Consider the following 23,537-nt stretch of genomic DNA (forward strand, 5'->3'; position numbering starts at 1 on the left):
AGGGCGTTGAAATAGCCCCATTAGCTAACGCAAGACTTAGAACTTACTAACACGGCTGGGCGCGACGCCCGGTGCTACAGAAATGCATATTATTCCCGCTATTGACCTCATTGATGGTAAAGCCGTCCGGCTCACCCAGGGCGACTACAACCAGAAAAAAGAATATAATGCTCGACCATTGGAGGTAGCCAAACAGTTTGAAGACGCCGGCCTGACCCGCCTGCATTTGGTTGATCTCGACGGGGCCAAAGAAAAACGCGTTATCAACTGGAAGGTTCTCGAATTAATAACCTCAAGAACCAGCCTGCAGGTTGATTTCGGTGGGGGCGTTCAGTCCGACGAAGATTTACGGGTTGTGTTCGAGTGCGGTGCCAAACAAGTAACGGGCGGTAGTATCGCCGTAAAAGACCCGGATCAGATGGAGCGATGGCTGTCGCAACTGGGTTCCGAAAAACTGATTCTGGGTGCCGATGCCAAAAACGAAAAGATTGCCGTCAGCGGCTGGGAAGAAGGTACCGATGTCTGGATTTATGACTTCCTTCAGAACTGGGTCGAAAAAGGAATTAAATATGTGATCAGCACCGATGTGGCGAAAGATGGTCTGTTACAGGGCCCATCGTTCGATCTCTACCGAAATATGCAGGATCAATTCCCCAATCTGAACATCATTGCCAGCGGGGGCGTCAGCAACATGGCCGACATTGAAACCCTGGCCGATATGAATCTTTTTGGTGTGATCGTCGGTAAGGCGATTTACGAGGGGCGCGTAACCTTGAAGGAATTGCAAAAGATCAGTGGGCAATGACCATCGACTACACCATTAGCGACGACAAAACGAAACTCAATCTGGAGGTGATTCACCGCTTTTTGAGCCAGGAAGCGTACTGGTGCAAAAATATCCCGATTGATATTGTGCAGCGGTCGATTGAAAACTCCCTTTGTTTTGGTGTATATCTGGGCGACGATCAGGTTGGGTTTGCTCGCGTCATTACCGATTCGGCTACGTTTGGTTATCTGGCTGATGTATTTATTCTGCCAGAACATCGGGGTAAGGGTTTGTCGAAACGGCTCATAGCGTTCATCATGGCCTATCCGCCGTTACAGGGCCTGCGCCGACTCATGTTAGTTACCTTCGATGCCCACGGGTTATACGAGCAATTTGGCTTCAAGCCCATTGATGCTCCCGAAAATACGATGTCTATCAAAGCTTTTACTGCGTACTAATGCTGACAAAACGAATCATTCCCTGCCTCGACATAAAAGATGGGCGCACTGTAAAAGGAACCAACTTCGTCAATCTTCGCGATGCAGGTGACCCGGTTGCTCTGGCTGCCGTTTACGCCGAACAGGGTGCCGACGAACTGGTATTCCTGGATATTACAGCCACTGTCGATGAGCGCAAAACCCTTATTGAACTTGTGCGTAATGTAGCTCACACGATCAACATACCCTTTACGGTAGGCGGGGGTATTTCATCGGTTGCCGATGTGTCGGCTTTGCTCAACGCGGGTGCTGATAAGATTTCAATTAATTCGTCGGCCGTTCGTAATCCGGATTTGATCAACGAACTCGCGCTGGAATTTGGCAGTCAGTGTGTAGTGGTGGCTATTGACACGCGCTGGATTAGCGTAGGGCAGGGGGCAGAGGGCTTCGCGCATATCGTTCACACCCATGGCGGACGAAAGCCTACGGAACTACGCACGATTGCCTGGGCGAAGGAAGTAGAGGATAGGGGGGCGGGCGAAATTTTGCTGACCTCCATGGATACTGACGGTACGAAAGCCGGGTTCGCACTCGAACTGACCGCTCGGATTTCGGGAGCTGCTAACATTCCGGTCATAGCCTCGGGAGGAGCGGGGACAATGGATCACTTTGTAGACGTGTTCACTACGGGCAAAGCCGATGCCGGGCTAGCCGCCAGTATCTTTCACTTCAAAGAAATCGAGATTCCTGATTTAAAAGCGTATTTACGGGAAAAAGGAATCGAAATGCGGATTTGAAAAGTTTGGGCCAAGCTCCAGCCTGGCCCGTCAAATTTTCTATGGCCAATCCAAGGATTAGCCCAGCCATTCACCTTAAAACTTAAACCCTAAATCCAGCGAGACAACCCGGTTTTTAGAGGTTAACTCATTGGCTCGTGCTACATTGATTAAGCCGCGCTGGTAACTCATACCAATGTTAAATGCGTTGTTTTCGTTAACCCGGTATTGAACGCCCGCGCCAAGTAACAGCTCAATATCACCGAAACCATATTGCCGTCGACTGCCGCCACTTTCGGCCATATAAAGACCGTTTCGGGTTGGCTCCACGGCATGTTCAGCCAATTTTAAGCTTAGTAAGCCGCCCGTTTGTACGTACAGCCGCATGTTGGGGCCGATGTTATTGGCAAATAGCTTTACCGTTGCCGGAATCTGGAGGTACTGCAAATTATAGACCGATTCCTTCGCTGGAGCACCGGGGTTCCACCGCGACTCGCCAAACGAGCCGGGCATCTGAAAGCCTGATCGCTTGATGGTGTAGAAAAGTCCTGTACTGAACGCGTAACGGTCTTTAAAGAAAAAGTAGTCGAGCGTTGGGCCAACACTCATTCGGACCCCTGCGCCGTTATTACGAAAACCAGCATAAGACCCCGCCCCTTCGGCTGTGTTGAGGTTGAGTGACGGCGCAAACCGGATGCCCATTTCAATCAGGTGAGTTGGCCAGGCGTAATCAGGACCGGAGCCATATCCATTGTTGTCGGTCTGATTGCCGGTGGTTTGTTGTTGCTGCTTTTTACGTCGGCGCTTGCGGTCGTCGTCGTATTCCCTGCGATTTTTATCCTGCCCGTCGTAATTATCGCCTAAAATTTTTCGGAATCGCCTGTCAGTAACGTTCGATTCCTTCGTTCTCATCTGGTATAAAGCGGGTGATGTGGATTGTGCCCAGCCACACCCAACGGACAACATGACCAAAATCAGGCCGAACCCTGCAACTTTTTTCATAATTTTGCACGTTTTCTATATTGAAAACACGTGATTTTCATGCGAATATGGTCGGCCCTTGTAGGCCTCTTTTGCTTCTTTTTATTGACTTCGTGTACTAAAAACGAAGACATTTCCCTTATCCGGCTCGACCAGCAACTTTTTCCCGGTAAATCGCCCGATAGTATTCGGACATTGCTAAACCGGAATCCAGCCGTGGCTCAATTGTACTTTAACGCGAACGGAGCCGGAAATGATACAGCACTCGTCCGGGAATTGACCAACCGGGTTATGAATCCGGCGCTTAATGAACTTAATAACCAGATTCAGGCCGAATTTGGCGATATGGCCGATCTGAAAAGTCAACTGGCCGAAGCCTTTACAAACATAAAAAAAGACTTCCCCGATTTCCAGTCGCCTAAAGTGGTTACCGTTGTAACCGGCTTTATGGGCCCTGACCTGGTCGTCACCGACAGCCTGATCGTTATCGGTCTCGATTACTTTGCCGGACCAAAAGCCAAATTCCGTCCGCCAACACAGGAATTTCCGCAATACATTCTGCGTCGATACCAGAAGCAATACATCGTTCCGGCCATTGTTTTTGCCATTTCCGACAAATACAATGCAACCAACCGAGCCGACCAAACCATGCTGGCCGATATGGTCTATTACGGAAAAGGATACGTATTCACCAAAGCCATGTTGCCTAACATCAACGGCGAACCCGTTGCCGACAGTCTGATTATTGGATATACAGACAAACAACTGACCGAAACGTTTAATGCGCAGGATGTAGTTTGGGCGCATTTTATTGATAACCAGCTTTTGTATCAAACGAGTCCTGCTATAAAACAGCGATATTTGAACGAGCGGCCCTTTACGGCCGAAATTGGTCAGGCTTGCCCCGGTGCTATTGGCCGGTGGGTAGGCTGGCGAATCGTAGGCCGGTATCATGATGAACACAGTAGTGTTGGCATTCCAGAATTAATGCGTAATGCCGATGCCCGGCAGGTTTTTGAGCAGTCGGGTTATAAAGGACAGAAATAACGTGGTGTAGAGACGCAATACGTTGCGTCTTAGTAACCGGATGGTTTGGGCTGACGCAAGATAGACGCAACGTATTGCGTCTCTACACACAAAAAAACAATGGCAAAAAGGGGAAAAAGTTTTGGCGAGGAAGCCAGCGAAGAGGACAAAAAGAAAATTAGTCGCGAAGGGTTTAAAAAGGCACTGAGCATATTTCAGTTCGTGAAACCCTATCGGATTCAATACATTATTGGCTTTGTTTTCCTGATTTTATCGACGGGAACAACCATGAGTTTTGGTCTGCTTATTGGGCAGATTACGAGTGTTATCCAGGGAAAATCGGCGTTTACACTCAATCAAGTCACCCTGTTTTTTGTGGGCGTACTGGTAGCGCAGGCCATTTTCTCGTTTTTCCGGATTTATTTTTTCTCGCAGGTGAGCGAGCGGGCCATGGCCGATGTGCGTCGGGCGGCTTACAGTAAAATCATCACCCTGCCGATTCCGTTTTTTGAGCAACGGCGCGTTGGGGAGTTGACCAGCCGGATCTCTGCTGATATTTCGCAGTTACAGGATGTACTGACGCTGACAGTAGCGGAGCTGTTTCGTCAAGTTGGCACGCTGACCATTGGTACAGCGATCATTTTTTATGTTTCCTGGAAGCTGACGTTGTTCATGCTGGCAACCTTCCCGGTTATCATCGTGGCGGCTATGGTCTTTGGCCGGTTTATCCGTAAGCTGTCGAAGCAGGCGCAGGATCTGCTGGCGCAGGCCAACATCATCGTGGAAGAAACGCTCCAGTCCGTAAACGTGGTAAAAGCGTTTACAAACGAGAAGCTGGAAATCAATCGGTATGGAACGGCGCTGGAGCGGGTGGTTAACACTGCACTCCGGGCAGCACGGTTCCGGGGTGTGTTCGTCTCTTTCGTGATTTTTGCGCTCTTCGGCGGCATTATCGGTGTCGTCTGGTACGGTGGCTCGCTAGTCATGTCGAACGAAATGCCCTTTGCCGACTTGCTGACATTTATCGTTTATACAACCTTCATTGGTGGTTCGGTAGCGGGCATGGGTGATTTGTACGCTCAACTGCAAAAGACGATTGGTGCTTCGGAGCGGATTCTGGAAATTCTCGAAGAACCGTCCGAAGTAGACGCTGCCGAAGAAACCCCTCTGTTCGTACCGGTGCTTGGCCATGTTCAGTTCAACGACGTTCGGTTTTCGTACCCATCCCGCCCGGATGTGGCCGTACTGAAAGGTATCACGCTCAATGTAGCCGCCGGTCGGAAAATTGCGCTGGTTGGCCAGAGTGGAGCCGGGAAATCGACAATCGTTCAGTTGCTGATGCGCTATTACCAAGTTAGCGGTGGCCAGATTACAGTAGACGGCCGCGACCTGTCTGGGTTTAACGTAACGGAACTACGTAAGAACATTGCCGTGGTACCGCAGGAGGTCATGCTGTTTGGCGGCACCATTCTCGAAAACATTCAATACGGTAAACCCGGCGCATCGGAAACTGAAGTCCGCGAAGCTGCCCGAAAAGCCAATGCACTACAATTTATCGACTCCTTCCCCGAAGGCTTACAGACCATTGTTGGCGAGCGGGGCGTTAAACTGTCGGGTGGTCAGCGGCAACGGATTGCCATTGCCCGCGCCATTCTGAAAGACCCGGCCATTTTGATTCTTGACGAAGCCACGAGTTCGCTCGATGCCGAATCGGAGCGGCTGGTTCAGGAAGCACTGGATATACTAATGCAGAACCGGACGACAATCATTATTGCCCACCGCCTGGCTACCATCCGTAAAGTGGATATGATCTACGTCATGCGCGAAGGACAGATTGCCGAAGCGGGCACCCACGACGAGTTGGCAACTCAGGAAGACGGCATCTACGCCAATCTGGTTAAATTGCAGTTTGAAACGACAGAATAATGAATAATTGATAATGTATAATGAGGGCCACCGAAAACAGGTCAACGTTCATTGTTAGTTTTCCATTATACATTTTCCATCTATAGATCATGTCTGCGGCCGCTAAAACCCTGAAAGACTTTAACCTTCGCCACACCAATGGGCGGGAGGAAGTCCTTGATTTGTTTCTGAATGCCGGTCATGCACTGGCGCATAACGACGTTGAAAATGGCCTCGGTCCCGACCACGACCGTGTAACGATCTATCGGACCCTACGGACATTTTTGGATAAAGGATTGCTGCACAAAGTGCTGGACGATGAAGGGGGAACGAAATATGCCCTCTGCCGAGACAATTGTTCGGAAGGGCATCACCATCACGACCATGTCCACTTTAAGTGCGAAGCCTGCGGGCAAACCACTTGTCTGGATAAAGTCAGCATCCCAACCATTGCCTTGCCCGAGGGTTACAACCGAAAAGAAATGAACCTGCTCATTCAGGGCGTTTGCCAGGATTGCAATAAGTAACGTGGGTTTTCACCGCTCCGGCGTACTGGCTGACGCGCTGAAAACCCGCGATTAAAAACGCTTACGTTTACTCTCTTAGTTGCGGGTTCTCACCCGCGTTACCTTCGAATGCCCCCAGAAACCACTTTTCTCGAACGTCAGCAGGAATTCAATCAGCAGGAACAAGCTGCTCAAGGTAGATACAATCAACTTGCCTTCTGGCGGCTTATCTGGTTTGTTGGGGCTGTTGGCGGGGTTTGGCTGCTTGCCCGGCTTGATGAGCAGTTGGCTGCGGCCGGTGTTTTGGTGGTTGGCCTGATTGGGTTTATGATTCTGTTGAAAAAGCACCAGACCATTCGTCAGGAGCGGGATATGTATCATCAGCTTGCTTTTGTCAATCAGGATGAAGCTGCCCGGCTTAAGCGTCAATACCTGCGTCCTGAAACCGGTGAGCAGTTTGTTAACCCTACCCATTTCTACGCGGGTGACTTAGATGTTTTTGGTAAACACTCACTTTTCCGGCTACTCAACCGTACTCACACATATGAAGGCCAGAAACGGCTGGCAAGCTGGTTGAAAGCCCCCACGGCACCAGATTCCATTCGATTGCGTCAGGAGGCTGTAGCGGAGCTTAAGCCGCAACTGGAATGGCGTCAGCAACTGGAAGCGCTGGCTTATGCAGAGCCAACCATTAGCCAGTCGCCGGATGCGCTTGTGAAATGGGCTACGGCTAAAGGGGAGCCTCTGCCGGGGTACTTATCCGTTGTTCGGTTTGTTTTTCCCGTCATCACGCTGGGCATATTTGTCGCCTGGCTGCTGGGCTATGCGCAGGGTGTTGCCGTACTGTTGGCACTCGCTGGGCATGGTCTGATACTGAGCCAGGTCGCAAGGGTGGCCAAAGATGTTAGTGAACAGACATTTGAGATTTCGACGGCATTACGAGCATACCAGGGGTTACTCAGGCAGGCCGAACAGGTGAAGGGAGATACCGTACGACTGAGGGCCATCCGGCAGGCGCTCACTTCCGCTAACAAGCAAGCTGCTTCAGAAGCTATCGGCCAGCTTGGACGACTCACGGAAGGCTTGAATTTCCGCCGAAATCCTTATTTCGTTTTGCTGCTCGGTGTGGTAACACTCTGGGACATCCACTATCTGATAAAACTCGAACGCTGGCGACAAACGCACGGACCGTCACTCAGTCTGTGGTTTGAGGCATTGGGCGAGCTGGAAGCCCTCAATAGCCTGACTGGCTTCTCGTATGCGCATCCGTCCTATGCAACTCCCGATATCGTCGATGATAAGTTTGCGCTGGAAATAACAGCGGCTGCCCACCCTTTGCTGGCCGAAAACAACAGCATTGCCAATTCGCTCATCCTGCGCGGTGCCGGACAAACTGTTTTGATCACTGGCTCTAATATGTCGGGGAAAAGCACGTTTCTGCGGACGGTTGGTACAAATGTAGTGCTGGCATTAGCGGGGGGCGTGGTGCGTGCCGAACAGTTCCGGTGTTCGCCCGTGCAGGTGTTTACGAGTATGCGCACGCAGGACTCGCTCGAAGAAAGCACCTCGTCGTTCTACGCCGAACTTAAACGCCTTCAAACGCTTATTGGCCTGACAAACCCGGCTAAATCAGCAGCAGGCTCATCAACTGAGCGCCTGCCAGTGCCGGTATTGTATTTTCTGGATGAGATTTTGAAAGGCACGAACTCCGCCGACCGCCATCGGGGCGCTGAAGCTCTTATTCGGCAGTTGCATCACACAACGGCATCTGGTTTCGTGTCGACTCACGATCTTGAGCTGGGGCAGCTTACGGATGCCGATGGGTTTGTGCGCAATTATCACTTCCAGTCAGACCTGATCAACGGCGAACTCGTCTTCGACTACAAACTCCGCAATGGTATTTGCCAGAGCTTCAATGCCAGTCAGCTAATGCGGGCCATCGGTATTGATATGGACGCCGTTCAGAGGTAAAATTGGTACTGTTTAGTGCGTAAACTAAAACCTGTTCAACGACTGTTTTTAGAATTGAAAGTAAATAAACTGAGAGGGTTTATTAAAAGCGCCAAAGAGTAAAATAAGTAAGATACCTACATAATACACGCTCCACCTAATCCAGGTGGGTTGCATCCGAAAACGGGTCTGCCAGGAAGGGTTTCGCTGTAAATAATGCACTACTTCCATTAAAACAATGGCCAGTAGCGCAGCTGTAAATAATTGTTTGGATTCTTTTAACAATAGATGGGTTCTTACAAACTCCGGATTGCTTAGGTGATTCCAGGTATACTGCCAACCCGTTGTTAAATGGCTGATAATGTAAAAGGCATCCTGCACACTTGATGCCCTGAAAAATATCCAGGCAAAGCTGACAAGCGAAAACGTTAAACCTATACGCAGTATTTTTTTTATAAAAACAGGACTGCTAGTCAATTGTTTTTTGCCACGTCGGGCCAACAGTTCGACGAATAAATATAGACCGTGAAGCCCTCCCCAAATAACAAATGTCCAGTTGGCCCCGTGCCAGATACCGCTGAGCATAAACACCAGGAAAAGATTAAAAGCCTGTCGCCACATAGGTACGCGATTTCCACCTAAAGGAATGTAGACGTAATCCCGGAACCAGGTTGACAGGGAAATATGCCAACGGCGCCAGAACTCGGTAATATTTTTGGAAAAATAAGGACGGTCGAAGTTCGTCATTAGTTTATAACCCATCACTCTGGCTGAGCCCAGCGCAATGTCAGAATACCCGGAGAAATCGCAGAAGATTTGAAAAGAAAACAGTACCGTAGCCAGTACCAGCGATGGTCCCATAAACTGTTTTGGATGGCCGTAAACAGAGTCGACCATCGGAGACAGTCTGTCGGCAATAACTATCTTTTTAAAGAACCCCCAGGCCATTAATTGTAAACCTCTAACTACATTTTCATAATTGAATACTTGCCGGGTATGCAGTTGTGGTAAAATGTTCTGTGGGCGTTCAATCGGTCCCGCAACCATTTGCGGGTAAAACAAGACATAGAGTGCGTAGATCCCCAGGTGCCGCTCCGCCCGCTGATTTCCCCGGTATACTTCGATTGTATAACTCATTGCCTGAAACGTGTGGAACGATAAGCCAATGGGGAGGGCCCACGAAATTAACGGAAGGCTGTTTGCTCCATCTGGCGTGTGTGAGAAATCAGGCAAACTACTGACTATAAAATTGTAGTATTTAAAAATGACCAGTAACCCAATATTAGCGACTAAACTCGTAATCAATAAAATCTTACGCCGTATTCCTACTGATGTTTCAATACCTATACCGGCTACATAATCGACCAGTATTATAAAAAAAAGGACTAGTATATAAGCGGGCAAAAAGCTCATATAGAAATAGCAGCTTGCCATCAATAACCAAACCCAGCGAACCCGATGCGGCAGTACGAAAAAAAAGAAAGTTACTAAGGGGAAAAAAAATAGGAAATGAACCGAATTAAATAACATGGTGCCTTTTAATTACTCGATAGAAGTGTTGGCTTATTTACGTGATGCATCAACGGTTTTAACAGGCTAGACAACTGTAGAGAACGGTTATGGCGGCCAGCCGAGTTCAGGTGATAAGCGCTATCGAAAAAGCATGAATCGGGGTACATGTTTTTTGTGGGGTGGCTGAGCACATTAACTAATTCCAACTTTTTCATTAGGTTAGTATACGTCTCAATGGCAGGTTGATTGGCCATGAACGTACTTGCAGACAACGCAGGATAAGTGAGTAACAGGCTAACATTACGGTGCCGAAATTCCTTTGCAAGTGCGTTAATCAACGCAATCTCTTTTTTGTAGTCGAGGGGTTTTATCTCCAGTTGTGCAATTTTGTCTGGAGCCCTGTTATTGAGTGGGCTAATCAGATCGCCCCGTGGTGAGAACCCCGCCCGGAAATAGACCGATGTGGTATCACTTATTCGAGCAGAACTTTCATCTTCAATAACTAGAAGGAAACTGGATTGAATGCGTCTTATCCAGTAATTCACACGACGTATCGCAAAACTTAGGGGATGATCAAACGTTATGTAGTTTAAAGCCGGTGAATAACACACGCCGGTATAAAACTGCATGTACTCATCGCCGTCGCTGAGGAAGTACTCGGGGGTTAGAAGGACTATATCTCCCGAATGGGCAATGCTCTGTACTTGTTTAAGCATGAATGGCAGACCTAAGCCTACATGCATTGCGAGGTTTACAACTGGAATGCGAAGACTGTCTTCCAGCAACTCACTGTCAATGCCAAAAGCTGTACCAGATCCACCCACCAATAACAATCGGTGGCGGTCTTTCAAACTTTCGGCCCGGTTCTGTTTGTCAACTATAGAAGAAAAATAATTCGCTTCCTGATGCTGATTCACATATTGGTACAGGATACAAAGTGTTAGTACCAACGCACTCACCAGCAATGTTGTTTTGTATAAAAGGGTATACATTTCAATATATAAGCCTATTAATTAAGTATACTTATTTTGGTTAGAGACAATTGCCAGATAAGGCAAAGACGTTGGTACGGCTTAGTCAGGTGTATTAAGCTTTTATAAAGGATTAATGGAGTTGAGAAGACTATTTTCTGGCAGATGTATTCAGTATTCACTGATTACTGATCCATTCTGGATGTGGCTCGACCTGGCTGTCAATATTGATTATTTCATTGGCTGTCCTTACTCAATAGTATAGAGACTACTGTTTACTCATTCAAACAGCTTGAAATAAAAGCACAAATTAAGTCACTTTATCTGGTAATTTAATTTAATGGACCCATTATAATCGCCTGGAATAAGCGTTAACTAAATTTCTTTACGCTATCAGAAAAACTATAGTTTACCTAAACTAAAGCTAAAACAACACCTCTTAGTAGTTGTTAGATGTACTGAAAGCAGTATATTTGCCAAAGCGATAATAGTATGCGTGCATACTATTATCGCTAAATGTGCGTAGATGATTACGAAAAGCAGCTCTCTGAATGTACAAGGCATAAAAAAAGCCTTCCCAATTGGGAAGGCTTGCGTTAGGGTGGTGGTGATGGACGGAATCGAACCGCCGACACAAGGATTTTCAGTCCTTTGCTCTACCAACTGAGCTACATCACCCTGAAACGTGGGTGCAAAAGTACTTATTCACCGGCTTTTTGCAAGCATATTTTACAGAATATTTTTTTAAATTAGTATAGTCTGATCTAATCAACTGATTACCAGTCGATAGAAGTCCCTAAAAAAATGGAAATTTTTCAGCAAATTTTATTTGTCGCGGCTTTAGCAGCCGTGGCCTGGTACATAACGAAGCGCGTTCGGCTTATTTCACGAGCGATTAAGCTCGGTCGCGCTGAAGATCGGACCGATCATCCCGATGAGCGACTGAAAACAATGCTGCTGGTAGCGTTCGGTCAGAAGAAGATGTTTGCTAATCCATTGGTGGGTGTAATGCACTTTGTCATTTATGCAGGGTTCATTATTATCAACCTCGAAATCCTGGAGATCATTCTGGATGGCATTCTGGGTACTCACCGATTGTTCGCGCCATATATCACACCCGTTTACCCCTTTCTGATCAATGTATTTGAGGTGCTGGCCTTTGGCGTACTGGCGGTCTGCGTGGTGTTCCTGTGCCGTCGGTTTATGGCGAAAGTAAGCCGGTTTCAGCCCGAACGTCACCGCGAAATGGCTCGCTGGCCTCAGACCGATGCCGCCATTATTCTGATCGCCGAGATTCTGCTCATGATCGCCTTCCTCACCTGGAATGCGTCCGACAGTGTGCTTCGTGACCGGGGCGTTGGACACTACGGCGAGTTACAAGGTGTTGTACCCGACTTTATCATCAGCCAATACCTGAAGCCACTCTTCACAAATTTCAGTGATGCTGCTCTGGTGGCCTATGAGCGGGTCTCCTGGTGGTTTCATATACTGGGCATTCTGGCTTTCGCCGTGTATGTGACTTACTCCAAGCACCTGCATATTGCGCTCGGTTTCCCGAATGTCTACTTCTCTGATCTCCAACCCAAAGGCGAGATGCAGAACATGCCCGAAATTACCAAAGAGGTACAACTTGCCCTTGGCCTGCCTCTTACAACTGAAATAGATGGCTCACAAACGAACGATAATGGGGAGCAGCCGGCAGAGATTGGTCGGTTTGGGGCTAAAGACGTACAGGATCTGAAATGGATAAACCTGATGAACGCCTATAGCTGCACCGAATGCGGACGTTGTACGGCGGCTTGTCCGGCCAATATTACCGGCAAAAAACTGTCGCCCCGTAAGATCATGATGGACACCCGCGACCGGCTCGAAGAAATCCAGCATGGCTGGAAAACGAACGGACCGGACTACCGCGACGATAAATCATTGCTGAACGACTACATCACCGCCGAAGAACTCAATGCCTGTACTACCTGCCAGGCCTGTGTGAACGCCTGCCCAATCAACATTAATCCGCTGGACATTATCCTCCAGTTGCGCCGGTATCGCGTCATGGAAGAATCGCAGGCACCGGCCTCCTGGAATGCCATGTTCAGTAATATTGAAAATAACATGGCCCCCTGGAAATTCTCACCCAGCAATCGATTCAACTGGGCCGATCAGGTGAATGACTAACCATTGCGCAAAAGACATACTGACGATGACGACTGAAAAAACATATAAAGTACCGACAATGGCCGACATGGCCGCTTCGGGCGAAGAACCCGAAATTCTGTTCTGGGTTGGCTGCGCTGGCTCGTTCGACGACCGGTACAAACGCGTAACCATTGCTTTCGTTCGCATTTTAAACCACGTGGGTATTAAGTTCGCTGTTTTAGGACCCGAAGAGGGCTGTACCGGCGATCCGGCCCGACGCGCCGGAAACGAGTTCCTGTTCCAGATGCAGGCCATGTCCAATATTCAGGTGTTGAACGGTTATAATGTCAAGAAAATCGTGACGGCCTGCCCTCACTGCTTTAATACCCTTAAAAACGAGTATCCAGAGTTAGGCGGTAACTACGAAGTTATCCATCACTCACAGTTTTTACAGGGACTAATTAACGAAGGCCGGGTGCGGGTAAAAGATGGCGAATCGTTCAAAGGCCGCCGGATCACCTTTCACGACTCCTGCTACCTGGGTCGGGCTAACAAGATATATGAAGCTCCCCGCGAAGTATTAGCCGCGCTGGATGCCGATCTGGTGGAGATGAAACGAGTTCGTGCCAACGGTCTCTGCTGCGGTGCGGGCGGTGGCCAGTATTTCAAAGAGCCGGAGCCGGGCAAGAAAGATGTGAACGTAGAGCGCGTTGAAGAAGCGCTTAGCACCGGTGCCGATACCATCGCCGTTGCCTGTCCGTTCTGCATGACGATGATGTCGGACGGCGTCAAGAACAAGAATAAAGAAGATTCCGTCAGGGTCTACGACATTTCGGAACTCATCGCCCAGGGCCAGGGGTTGTGAAAAGATGTATGATATATGATGTATCATACACTTTTCGCAAATAATACATCATACATCATACATAAAATCATGTACGTTGATTTTGACAAATTGCCCGAAACGGCCCGGGTGTGGGTGTACCAGGCAAATCGTACGTTAGCAGACGGCGAGGTAAGAACGATTGAGGAGGCTTTGCAACCTGCTCTAAGTCAGTGGGCCGCACACGGGCAACCGTTGCTGGCATCCGCACGGGTTGTTGAAAGTCGTTTTGTGGTGGTTGGTGTCGATGAAGGTTACACACTCCCAAGCGGCTGTTCTATTGATTCATCCATGCGGACTATTCAGGAAATCGGCCGTCAGCTAAACGTTGATTTCTTCGACCGGTCGGCGGCTGTGCAGGCGGCTGATGCGACCGTACTGACAATTGCCCTGCCAGCCATTAAGGAAGCGGTAGCAAATGGAAACCTGACACCGGATACCACAGTGTTCAATACATTAGTGAAGACAAAAGCGGAGTTTCTGTCAGACTGGCGGATTCGGGCTGCGAACTCGTGGCTGAAGCGCTATTTCAAGTCAATAACTGCTTAAACGGCCTGTTAAGTGGGAAAAGCCGATCAATCGCTATTTCTTGGGATAGCAATTGATCGGCTTTAACGTTGTCAGGTGTTGAAACGTTCACTGCCAAATCGTCATATTAGCCTGATTTTAAACCTTTTTTTTGAACAAAGGATTGATTTTTGTAGTCAATCTCAGATACGATTCGGCGAATTTGTTTTTCAGAATTATTTAATTCGTTGAGTCCTGCCGACGGTACAACGGCAATTTACCCTTACTTTTATGGCGACTATACCCGAAGTTATGTCAGATACGCCAACTCGCGACGACCAGGACCGCACCGGCATGCCGGATCACGGCGGCTCCACTGGGTCAGACCAATTGTTACCAGACGGAGATACCGTCGAACAGCCCTCGGCTGACACACCCGCTCGCCGGTACACCGATGAGCAGAAATATCTGGTTTTCAATAAGGAGTTTATGCCCCACATTGACTCCATGTACAACTTTGCCTTTCGCCTGACCACCGATGAGGACGACGCCAACGATCTGGTTCAGGATACCTATCTGAAGGCATTCAGGTTTATTTCGTCATTTGAGCAAGGAACTAACGCAAAAGCATGGCTGTTTCGGATACTGAAGAACAGCTTCATTAACGATTATCGGAAGAAAAGTAAGGAACCGGCTAAGGTGGATTACCAGGACGTTGAAACGACCTATAATTCTGAAGACGCCGAATCTGAACATACGGTCGACCTTCGGGCCGAATCCGTCTCTGACTTAATCGGCGATGAAGTGGCCACGGCTCTAAACTCGTTGCCTGTTGATTTTCGAACGGTCATTATTCTCTGCGACATCGAAGGATTTACCTACGAGGAAATGGCCAAAATTCTGGATATACCAATTGGTACAGTTCGGTCCCGCTTGCATAGAGCTCGTAACCTGTTGAAAGAAAAATTGCGCGATTACGCATCCTCAATGGGTTATAATGAAGAAAGTGAAGAATAAACCGAACTTTTTATAAGGCTATTTTGGTTCTGCTAATAACTTAACGTATTATTATTCTTGGAATAAATAAAATTTTTCCAATGCAAACGTCGTCGTCACTATCATCTTCTTCATCAGACTCCAAGCCACAGATGAAAGAACATTGCGACCATCAGGTCGACTGCTTGAAGATGATTCAGTTGATCCTGGATGGAGAAGCTACAGACCAGCAACTCGCCCGATTAAAAGCTAATCTGGTATCCTGTCAACCGTGTATCCAAATGTATCACCTCGAACAAGAGGTAAAAGAGTTGTTAACGAAGCGAATGGAAAAGAAGTGCTGCCCTGAACAGTTAGTGGCAACGATCAAATCCAAGATCCTGACGTTTAGCTAATTCCTAAAGACATTTGATTGGGGTAATTAGGGTGAAGCTGGCAAAGCTAACCTTGATTACCCCAATTTTATTATAGATTCAACCAATTGATATCCTGCCGTGGACGGTAAACTGATCATTTTTTCTGCCCCTTCCGGTTCGGGCAAGACTACCATTGTCAAGCATCTGCTGGCCGAGAACAACAATCTCGGCTTTTCCATTTCAGCCTGCACCCGCGACCGTCGGGGCCGCGCCGAAGAAAACGGCAAGGATTATTACTTCCTCACGCCGGAGGAATTCAAGCAGCGCATTGATAATGACGAATTCGTTGAATGGGAAGAAGTCTATGTAGGAGCTTTCTACGGTACGCTTAAATCCGAAATCGAACGACTCTGGCAGAGTGGCAAGCACGTGTTGTTCGATGTGGACGTACAGGGTGGTTTGAAATTAAAGGAATACTACGGGGACAAAGCCCTGGCCGTTTTCGTAAAAGTGCCGGATGAGGAAACCCTGCGCCAACGCCTGATTGGCCGTGGTTCCGAAACGGAAGAAAGCTTATCCAAACGTTTGTTTAAAGTCCACTTCGAAATGAGCTTTCAGGACCAATTCGATGTAATTCTGGTAAACGACGACCTGGAAACATCGCTCCAAAAAGCCCAGAAACTGGTCGATGATTTTGTAAGAGAGAACAAGGTGCCTGCGGTGGGGATCGTTATTTGATAGTATTAGGAGCGAGGACGGGGCCGCCCGGCGGTGAGGAGCGGGAATGGCTGGCGCAAGCGAGGCTTTGCACCCGCCGTTTTTGCTCCTCACCGCCGGGCGGCCCCGTCCTCGCTCCTCGCTCCTAATACAGACAATGAAAATTGGTTTATTCTTTGGCTCGTTCAACCCGATTCACGTTGGGCATTTGATCATCGCTAACACGATGGCGACAACGACCGACCTCGAACAGGTGTGGTTTGTAGTATCTCCCCAGAATCCGTTTAAGAAGACGAAAAGCCTGCTGCACGAGTTTGACCGGCTCGATATGGTAGAACGTGCCATTGCCGATAACAGCCGCCTGAAAGCGACGAACATTGAGTTTTCGATGCCCAAGCCCAGCTACACCATCGACACGCTGACCCGGCTTGGCGAGAAATACCCTCAACATACGTTCCGGCTCATCATGGGCGAAGACAATCTGGAGCAGTTTGCCAATTGGAAGAATTACGACAAGATTCTGGAATACTACGGGCTATATGTGTATCCACGGCCCAAAAGCAAAGAGAGCGAATTCAAAATTCACCCGAACGTTCGACTAGTTGAAGCGCCCCTTTTAGATATATCTGCTACGTTTATTCGCGACAGTATCTGCGCCAACAGGTCCATCCGGTACATGGTGCCGGATGTGGTGGAAGAGATGATCGAGCGGAAGAAGTTTTATATTTAACGTACCCACACGTACCCATGGACTTTAGTCCGTGTTTTTACACACAAACACGGACTAAAGTCCGTGGGTACGTAGATCACGGGAGACCGTTCTGGAACGTAATCTCCGTAGCCAAACCAATAGCGCTCATTCGAATAGCGACTGATCGACTGGTTGATTTAACGCCTGCCTGATCGCACTGAGGACCTTTTTCGAGGAAGTAGATGTAAAACTTCTGGTTTCGATCGGCAATCTGGTTCACGTCCGGCCGACCGAGGAGTTCGCCGATCGTATTCGCTGACTTACCCTTCAGATTCTGAATTTCGGCTCTAAAGTCTGGTTCGAGTTTGGCCCGGATACCATAACAGCCGCCCCGGTCTCCGCGCCATTTCTTTATATCGAGTTTACCAAACTGGTCTGGGGTGGAGCTGCACCCACTTGCCAGCATAACAGCGAAAGCTGTGTAAAAGAACTTCATAGTGTAGTGATGGCTTAGTAGAAAGGCACCGCCTGAGCGGTGCCTTTCGTTGTTATTGTTGCTCGTTATAAAGCACCTGTAGCAGCGTTTGCCCAACGGCTTTTAGCGTGCCCCGGTCAATATTGCTCATGTTATCCTCGGCGGTGTGCCAGGCAGGGAAGAAGCCGCCCGTACCGATGTTTGTATGAATGATATCAATCATCGGAATCTTGGCGATGGTATTCGGAGCTACGTGATCGTCGGTTATTTGACCACCGGGTGTGTCGATAAAATACTGACTATAACCGGCCCGGCTGGCGGTTTGCCAAACATTATTCACCACCGTTGGCGCAAACTGCATCGATAATCCTTCTTTGGCAAACGTAGCGCCTTTAGCGCCAACCATATCCAGCAAGATGCCGTAGTAAGCGGAATAGCCCGGTTTATGCAGGTTTTTGGCCCAGTAGCGGGAACCCAGGCAGAAACCGATGTAATCGAACTGGTTACCGCTTTCTTTCTCAAAGTCACCAGTAGCTTTTTCCCCATTACCCCAGTCTTCGGCATCGAAGAAAATAATGTCGATACCAACGGAGGGCTTTTGCTGGCTTTGCTGAATGGTACGCGCCAGTTCGAGCAAAACGCCAACCCCACTGGCTCCGTCATTGGCAGCCGTAACGGGTTTGCTTTGGTCGGCTTTATCTTCGTCGGCGTCAGCGTGAGGGCGGGAGTCCCAGTGCGAAGCCAGCACAATCCGCTTCGTTGCCTGAGGATTGATACTGCCGATGATGTTGCGGGCGTTCAGTTTCTTACCGTCCCAGGTAGTTGCCACAAACGATTGCTCCGTCACCTCACAGCCAAACTGTTTCAGTTTAGTCGCCAGATAATTGCCGGTTTGAACGTGCGCGGGCGTGTTTGGTACGCGAGGTCCAAACTTTACCTGCTGGTCTACATACGTATAAGCCGAATCGGCATTGAAAGCCGGGGCCGAAACCATGGCGGGTTGTGCCGTGGTCTGTGTGGTGTCGCTTTGCGACTGCTTGGTTCGGCAGGCACCGGCTGTCAATAGCAATAGCGCCGGAACTAAGAGTAATGAAGATTTAGTCATTGAAGTAAGTCTGAGCTAAGCTCCAGCTTGGCCCTGATTCTTTATACTAGGCTTGGGCCAAGCTGGAGCTTAGCCCAGACACTATTCTTCGTAGGCCCAGTCGATCTGGTGTTTCATGTCTTTGATAGCCAGTCCCTGTGCTTTAAAGTACGAACGAATCTGGTCTACCTTGTCGTATTGCCGCTGCTCTTTGTATTCACGATAGAGCGTCAATAATCCTTCCAGAACGGGCTGATTCGTAGCGCCTTCTTCCAGCAAACCGAGCACATCCTGCATGAACGTAACGAACGACTCTTTCAGCAGGGTAAACGTTTCTTCGCCAAGGGTGGCTGCCTGAAGCTGGTTCAAGTACAGCATGTTCACGTACTTCAACAGTGTAAATAGCTGGGCGATGGCAACGGCCGTATTCAGGTCGTCGTTCATCGCTTCGTAAAACTGCTGAACAGCCTTCTGAATCTCTTTCTGTTTGGTCTCGTCAACCGCTACGCCGTTTTCTCCTTCTCCATCCGATGGATACGACAACGTTTTAATAACCCGCAGGCCATTGGCCAGACGCCGGTATCCTTTTTGAGCCGCCTTTAGCGCGTCGTTCGAGAAGTCGAGGGTGCTTCGGTAATGCGATTGCAGCATGAAGAACCGCACCGTCATGGGACTGTAGGGCTGATCGAGCAGGGGGTGGCTACCGGCAAACAGCTCGGCGGGCAGGAATGAATTGCCCAGCGACTTCGACATTTTTTGCCCGTTTACCGTCAGCATGTTCGAGTGCATCCAGTAGCGAACGGGGTCGACACCGGTCAGACCATCGCCCTGCGCAATTTCGCATTCGTGGTGCGGGAACTTTAGGTCCATACCGCCACCGTGAATGTCAAATTGTTTGCCCAGGTATTTTGTACTCATGCAGGTACACTCCAGGTGCCAGCCGGGAAAGCCTTCGCCCCAGGGCGAGTTCCAGCGCATGAGGTGCTCGGGAGCGGCCCGTTTCCAGATGGCGAAATCCAGCGGGCTGCGCTTTTCGGACTGACCGTCCAGTTCGCGGGTTTCGTTCAGCAGATCGTCCAGAATCCGTCCCGAAAGCTTTCCATAATTTCCACCCCGTTTGTTATAGGTTTCAATATCGAAATAAACCGACCCGTTGGATTCGTAAGCCAACCCGTTGGCCAGTAAAGATTGAACGGCTTCGATCTGCTCGACCATGTGGCCGGTTGCAGTCGGCTCGATACTCGGCGGAAAGGTATTGAACTGGCCCATTACCGTATGAAAATCGTTAGTAAACCGCTGAACGATTTCCATAGGTTCTACTTTTTCCAGCTTTGCCATACGGCCAATTTTATCTTCGCCGTCATCGCCGTCGCCCACAAGGTGACCCACGTCGGTCAAATTACGAACATAACGAACTTTATAGCCGATGAATGTCATGTATCGATACAGCGTATCGAAGGTCAGAAACGTGCGGACGTTGCCCAGGTGAACATAATTGTACACGGTAGGGCCGCAAACATACATACCCACATAAGGCGCATTGAGCGCAATGAATGGTTCTTTTTTGCGGGAAAGCGTATTGTATAACTGAAGTGGTTGCATTCGATGTTAGGTCATGATGCCGTTTTTGTTCGGCGGTGGCCGGGTCAAAAACAGGCACCCAAAGTTAGGGATTGTTCGGCGGAAAACGGTAGCCCGGATGCTTTTGGCTATATTCGCATTTCATTTTGAAAATTGACCGTCTCTGGTTCTGTAATGCAGATAGTTGAGGTAGGCGAGAACGCCCAATACAAGAAAGAATTTATTCAGTTTCCCGTACGTCTCTACCGTGCTGATTCATGCTGGATACGGCCATTGGATGCCGACGTTGAAGAGGTGTTCGACTCGGCCCGTAACAAACGCTTTGAGCATGGCGAATGCGTCCGGTATTTGTTACTGAACGACAAAGGCGAAACCATTGGCCGTGTAGCAGCTTTCATTGACCATGAAATCGCTAACCTCGACAACGACCAGCCTACGGGCGGATTAGGCTTTTTCGAGTGCATCGACGATCAGGCGGCCGCTTTTGCGCTCTTCGATGCCGGTAAAGCCTGGCTACAGAGCCGGGGAATGGAAGCTATGGACGGCCCCATTAACTTTGGCGACCGCGACCGCTGGTGGGGTTTGCTGGTAGACGGGTTCGACCGGGAGCCGAACTATTGTATGCCTTATACCAAGCCGTACTACATTCCGCTCTTCGAAAATTACGGTTTTAAGGATTATTTCAAGCAGTATACGTTCGGTATTCCAACAACCTGGTCGAAATTAACGGAGATGTCGCAGGCGGTGAAAGACCGCGCCCAGCGCATATTCCAGAACCCGGACTATACTTTCCGAACCATCGACAAGAAACAGTTACCAGCAGCGGCCGAGCAGTTTCGGCATATTTATAACGCAGCCTGGGGCGGGCATAGTGGCGTAAAGGAAATGTCGGCGGCACAGGCCCAGTTACTCATGCAGAAGCTAAAGCCGGTTATCGACGAAAAAATTATTTATTTCGCTTATTACCACGACGAACCGGTTGCGTTTTTTGTCTGCCTGCCCGAGTTAAATCAGGTGTTCAAGTACGTAAACGGCAAACTTGATCTGATTGGTAAGCTGAAGTTTCTTTGGCACATGCTGCTGAAAACAAACCGGAAAGCGTTTGGGGTAGTCTTTGGCGTAGCGCCGGAACATCAGGGAAAAGGGGTCGAAGCGGCAATTGCCCTTCGGATGCCGCACGAAGCCGATCACAATCCCAACTTTCAGTATACCGAACTTGAAATGAACTGGGTTGGCGATTTCAACCCGATTATGGTGCGATTTGTGAGTCAGCTGGGTTCAAAGATCGTTAAGACGCACGTTACCTACCGCAAATTATTCGACGAAACCAAGCCGTTTAAACGCTGCCCGGTCATTGGGCGGAAGAAGTAATTGTCCGGATCAGACCGCTACAGCGGACCGTTCCCATCTGGTCATATACCTATAACTCCAACGAGCCAAACGGGAGCTTGGCCCAGACAAAACAATGAGCTTACTTACCGTTGGTTCCGTAGCGTTCGATGCGCTGGAAACCCCGTTCGGCAAAACCGATAAAATTATTGGTGGTGCCGCTACCTACATAACCCTGTCGGCTTCGTACTTCACGAAAGAGAACAATCTGGTTGCCGTTGTGGGCGACGATTTCCCACAAACCATGATTGACGATCTCCATCAGCACGGTATCAATACCGATGGACTGGAGATTCGGGTGGGAGAGAAGACCTTCTTCTGGTCGGGCAAGTACCATAACGACATGAACAGCCGCGATACGGTTGAGGTGCAACTTAACGTGATGGAGCATTTCAATCCCATCATCCCCGAATCGTACCAGGATTGCGATTACCTGATGCTGGGCAACACGGCTCCGGCCATTCAGCAGATGGTCATTGAGCGGTTGCACAAACGCCCCAAGCTTATTGTGCTCGATACCATGAATCTCTGGATCGAAATTGCCAACCCCGATCTGATGAACCTGCTTAAGCTGGTTGATGTGCTGGTTGTCAATGACGAAGAAGCCCGCCAATTGACCCACGAGTATTCGCTGGTTAAAGCAGCCGCTAAAATCCGGTCGTTGGGACCGCAAACGGTTATCATCAAGAAAGGTGAACACGGTGCGCTGCTGTTCAGCGAAGGCCAGATCTTCTTCGCGCCCGCCTTACCACTCGAAGAAGTATTCGACCCAACCGGTGCGGGCGATACCTTTGCCGGTGGCTTCATTGGTCACTTAGCCAAAACTGACGATATCTCCTTCAATAATATGAAGCGGGCTATTATTTATGGGTCGGCTATGGCGTCGTTCTGCGTCGAGAAATTCGGTGCCGAGCGGATCATGAACCTGACGCAGGAAGAAATTCAGGCGCGGGTGAGTGAGTTTGTTACGCTGTCGGCGTTTGGATTAGAGTTATAGGTATCTCAGTAACAGGAAGCGGCCACTGGTACAATACCAGTGGCCGCTTCCTGTTACTGACAACACATGTTTCGTTAAGCCAGAAAAGGCGTAACTAAAGTAAGTACCTGATCTTTCGTTAGTATTTCATCAAACGCCTGGCTAACCATATCGGCCGTTATGCGGCTATCACCGGCCAGTGCCGAAACGAGGTTAACACCCGCCTGGGTAACGTTTTCTTCGCCGGCATAATTGCCATCAACGACGGCCGGAAGTCCCTGCATGGCAGCGGTGCCACCCGTAATCCAGCCTTTCTGACCGCGCATGTAGCGCACGTTAGCCGCGTGGGCTGCCTCTGTGGCGTGAATTTGCAGAGCCACCTGTAAAATAGCGGGGGCTGGCATCAGGTTAGCCGCCTGGCCTTTATATGCCCGAACGCCGGTATCTTCGAGCGTTTGCGCAATGGCGGAGAAAGTAGCGAAGTTGGTAAAGGTATCTGTAAACGTACCCTTTGCCGAGAAGTCAAATTTAGGTTCGGCCACAGCCTCTGCGCCAAGAACCGATTTCAACAACCGAACGTGTACTTCTTCGTGCTGCCGGATCAGTTCAAATGCGGCCTTATAATCATTCGGGATCATCGACAAATTGCGGCCGGCATCGTAGAAACGATACTCCAGGTATTCCAGGGTGAGTGCAAAATTAAGCACATCTTTCACACCTTGTGGGAGTGCACTCGACTGGCCATAGGCCTTTGTCAGGGCAGATGCCATAATAGCAGGAGCTGCTACGGCAATCGTTTTTTTCGTCAGTGAGCTGAATAAGCCCCGACGGGAGACGTGAGCCAGGCGGTCAAAAATCTCGCCATCCACTTTCTCAATTTCGCTAAGTATGTTCTGTAAGTTCATTGGAGTTGAGT

Annotated in this window: 23 protein-coding genes and 1 tRNA gene; 16 read left to right on the forward strand and 8 right to left on the reverse strand. The window is 49.2% G+C overall.

Translation table 11 applies throughout. The features are described from left to right. The first annotated feature begins 82 nt into the window (after nt 1–82). The 3 genes from hisA to hisF are packed head-to-tail and all read left to right on the forward strand — an operon-like array spanning nt 83 to nt 2,000. On the forward strand, nt 83–805 hold the full coding sequence (hisA, locus tag CRO74_RS23125; protein WP_097129378.1) for a 1-(5-phosphoribosyl)-5-[(5-phosphoribosylamino)methylideneamino]imidazole-4-carboxamide isomerase: 723 nt from the start codon (nt 83–85) through the stop codon (nt 803–805). Next, nucleotides 802–1,224: a GNAT family N-acetyltransferase gene (locus CRO74_RS23130; RefSeq protein ID WP_097129380.1), complete on the forward strand. Its 423-nt coding sequence runs from the start codon at nt 802–804 to the stop codon at nt 1,222–1,224. Before hisA ends, CRO74_RS23130 begins: the two co-directional genes overlap by 4 nt. After that, nucleotides 1,224–2,000 carry an imidazole glycerol phosphate synthase subunit HisF gene (gene hisF / locus CRO74_RS23135; protein ID WP_097129382.1) on the forward strand — a complete coding sequence of 259 codons (777 nt, stop codon included), beginning with the start codon at nt 1,224–1,226 and terminating at the stop codon, nt 1,998–2,000. Before CRO74_RS23130 ends, hisF begins: the two co-directional genes overlap by 1 nt. 75 nt (nt 2,001–2,075) lie before the next feature. Here hisF and CRO74_RS23140 read toward each other — a convergent pair whose 3' ends face one another. Continuing rightward, complete coding sequence (locus tag CRO74_RS23140; protein WP_097129384.1) at nt 2,076–2,981, reverse strand: porin family protein; 906 nt, start codon at nt 2,979–2,981, stop codon at nt 2,076–2,078. A 39-nt stretch (nt 2,982–3,020) separates the two neighbouring features. Between CRO74_RS23140 and CRO74_RS23145 the strand changes: the two genes are divergently transcribed. The 4 genes from CRO74_RS23145 to CRO74_RS23160 all read left to right on the forward strand — a co-directional run bounded on the left by CRO74_RS23145 (nt 3,021) and on the right by CRO74_RS23160 (nt 8,368). Then, the gene (locus CRO74_RS23145) at nt 3,021–4,007 is read left to right on the forward strand and encodes a gliding motility protein GldB-related protein (protein WP_097129386.1); all 987 of its coding nucleotides are present in this window, start codon (nt 3,021–3,023) and stop codon (nt 4,005–4,007) included. A 99-nt stretch (nt 4,008–4,106) separates the two neighbouring features. Next, nucleotides 4,107–5,912, forward strand: a complete 1,806-nt coding sequence (locus CRO74_RS23150) for an ABC transporter ATP-binding protein (protein WP_097129388.1) — start codon at nt 4,107–4,109, stop codon at nt 5,910–5,912. 89 nt (nt 5,913–6,001) lie between these two features. Continuing rightward, complete coding sequence (locus CRO74_RS23155; protein WP_097129390.1) at nt 6,002–6,418, forward strand: Fur family transcriptional regulator; 417 nt, start codon at nt 6,002–6,004, stop codon at nt 6,416–6,418. A gap of 108 nt (nt 6,419–6,526) precedes the next feature. Next, nucleotides 6,527–8,368: a MutS-related protein gene (locus tag CRO74_RS23160; protein WP_097129392.1), complete on the forward strand. Its 1,842-nt coding sequence runs from the start codon at nt 6,527–6,529 to the stop codon at nt 8,366–8,368. Nucleotides 8,369–8,416: 48 nt separating this feature from the next. On the opposite strand, the gene CRO74_RS23165 is transcribed toward CRO74_RS23160, so the two are convergent. From CRO74_RS23165 to CRO74_RS23175, 3 genes are all read right to left on the reverse strand, one after another. After that, nucleotides 8,417–9,484: an MBOAT family O-acyltransferase gene (locus CRO74_RS23165; RefSeq protein WP_317042408.1), complete on the reverse strand. Its 1,068-nt coding sequence runs from the start codon at nt 9,482–9,484 to the stop codon at nt 8,417–8,419. Between the two features lie 401 nt (nt 9,485–9,885). Further along, on the reverse strand, nt 9,886–10,851 hold the full coding sequence (locus CRO74_RS23170; RefSeq protein ID WP_097129396.1) for a hypothetical protein: 966 nt from the start codon (nt 10,849–10,851) through the stop codon (nt 9,886–9,888). A gap of 581 nt (nt 10,852–11,432) precedes the next feature. Further along, nucleotides 11,433–11,508 (reverse strand) — tRNA-Phe (locus tag CRO74_RS23175). 126 nt (nt 11,509–11,634) lie between these two features. On the opposite strand from CRO74_RS23175, the gene CRO74_RS23180 reads away from it, so the two are divergent. The 7 genes from CRO74_RS23180 (at nt 11,635) to nadD (ending at nt 17,155) form a co-directional block, all read left to right on the forward strand. Further along, on the forward strand, nt 11,635–13,005 hold the full coding sequence (locus CRO74_RS23180) for a 4Fe-4S dicluster domain-containing protein (protein WP_097129397.1): 1,371 nt from the start codon (nt 11,635–11,637) through the stop codon (nt 13,003–13,005). 25 nt (nt 13,006–13,030) lie between these two features. Next, nucleotides 13,031–13,831 carry a (Fe-S)-binding protein gene (locus CRO74_RS23185; RefSeq protein ID WP_097129399.1) on the forward strand — a complete coding sequence of 267 codons (801 nt, stop codon included), beginning with the start codon at nt 13,031–13,033 and terminating at the stop codon, nt 13,829–13,831. Nucleotides 13,832–13,900: 69 nt separating this feature from the next. Then, nucleotides 13,901–14,398 carry a hypothetical protein gene (locus CRO74_RS23190; RefSeq protein ID WP_097129401.1) on the forward strand — a complete coding sequence of 166 codons (498 nt, stop codon included), beginning with the start codon at nt 13,901–13,903 and terminating at the stop codon, nt 14,396–14,398. Nucleotides 14,399–14,668: 270 nt separating this feature from the next. Next, nucleotides 14,669–15,373, forward strand: a complete 705-nt coding sequence (locus CRO74_RS23195; protein ID WP_394341912.1) for a sigma-70 family RNA polymerase sigma factor — start codon at nt 14,669–14,671, stop codon at nt 15,371–15,373. A 131-nt stretch (nt 15,374–15,504) separates the two neighbouring features. Next, nucleotides 15,505–15,747 carry a hypothetical protein gene (locus CRO74_RS23200; protein ID WP_097129403.1) on the forward strand — a complete coding sequence of 81 codons (243 nt, stop codon included), beginning with the start codon at nt 15,505–15,507 and terminating at the stop codon, nt 15,745–15,747. A 99-nt stretch (nt 15,748–15,846) separates the two neighbouring features. Next, nucleotides 15,847–16,446 carry a guanylate kinase gene (gene gmk, locus CRO74_RS23205; RefSeq protein ID WP_097129405.1) on the forward strand — a complete coding sequence of 200 codons (600 nt, stop codon included), beginning with the start codon at nt 15,847–15,849 and terminating at the stop codon, nt 16,444–16,446. A 136-nt stretch (nt 16,447–16,582) separates the two neighbouring features. Further along, complete coding sequence (gene nadD / locus CRO74_RS23210) at nt 16,583–17,155, forward strand: nicotinate (nicotinamide) nucleotide adenylyltransferase (protein ID WP_097129407.1); 573 nt, start codon at nt 16,583–16,585, stop codon at nt 17,153–17,155. A gap of 76 nt (nt 17,156–17,231) precedes the next feature. On the opposite strand, the gene CRO74_RS23215 is transcribed toward nadD, so the two are convergent. From CRO74_RS23215 to cysS, 3 genes are all read right to left on the reverse strand, one after another. Continuing rightward, on the reverse strand, nt 17,232–17,612 hold the full coding sequence (locus CRO74_RS23215; RefSeq protein WP_097129409.1) for a hypothetical protein: 381 nt from the start codon (nt 17,610–17,612) through the stop codon (nt 17,232–17,234). Between the two features lie 52 nt (nt 17,613–17,664). Next, the gene (locus CRO74_RS23220) at nt 17,665–18,696 is read right to left on the reverse strand and encodes a M28 family peptidase (protein ID WP_097129411.1); all 1,032 of its coding nucleotides are present in this window, start codon (nt 18,694–18,696) and stop codon (nt 17,665–17,667) included. 81 nt (nt 18,697–18,777) lie between these two features. After that, nucleotides 18,778–20,277 carry a cysteine--tRNA ligase gene (gene cysS, locus CRO74_RS23225; RefSeq protein WP_097129413.1) on the reverse strand — a complete coding sequence of 500 codons (1,500 nt, stop codon included), beginning with the start codon at nt 20,275–20,277 and terminating at the stop codon, nt 18,778–18,780. Between the two features lie 153 nt (nt 20,278–20,430). On the opposite strand from cysS, the gene CRO74_RS23230 reads away from it, so the two are divergent. Together CRO74_RS23230 and CRO74_RS23235 are read left to right on the forward strand one after the other, a co-directional pair. Continuing rightward, nucleotides 20,431–21,627 carry a hypothetical protein gene (locus CRO74_RS23230; RefSeq protein ID WP_097129415.1) on the forward strand — a complete coding sequence of 399 codons (1,197 nt, stop codon included), beginning with the start codon at nt 20,431–20,433 and terminating at the stop codon, nt 21,625–21,627. A gap of 94 nt (nt 21,628–21,721) precedes the next feature. Continuing rightward, the gene (locus tag CRO74_RS23235; RefSeq protein WP_097129417.1) at nt 21,722–22,642 is read left to right on the forward strand and encodes a PfkB family carbohydrate kinase; all 921 of its coding nucleotides are present in this window, start codon (nt 21,722–21,724) and stop codon (nt 22,640–22,642) included. A 74-nt stretch (nt 22,643–22,716) separates the two neighbouring features. Here CRO74_RS23235 and CRO74_RS23240 read toward each other — a convergent pair whose 3' ends face one another. Next, complete coding sequence (locus CRO74_RS23240) at nt 22,717–23,526, reverse strand: ferritin-like domain-containing protein (RefSeq protein ID WP_097129419.1); 810 nt, start codon at nt 23,524–23,526, stop codon at nt 22,717–22,719. Between the last annotated feature and the right edge of the window lie 11 nt (nt 23,527–23,537).

It is taken from the genome of Spirosoma fluviale (assembly GCF_900230225.1).
Taxonomy (GTDB): domain Bacteria; phylum Bacteroidota; class Bacteroidia; order Cytophagales; family Spirosomataceae; genus Spirosoma; species Spirosoma fluviale.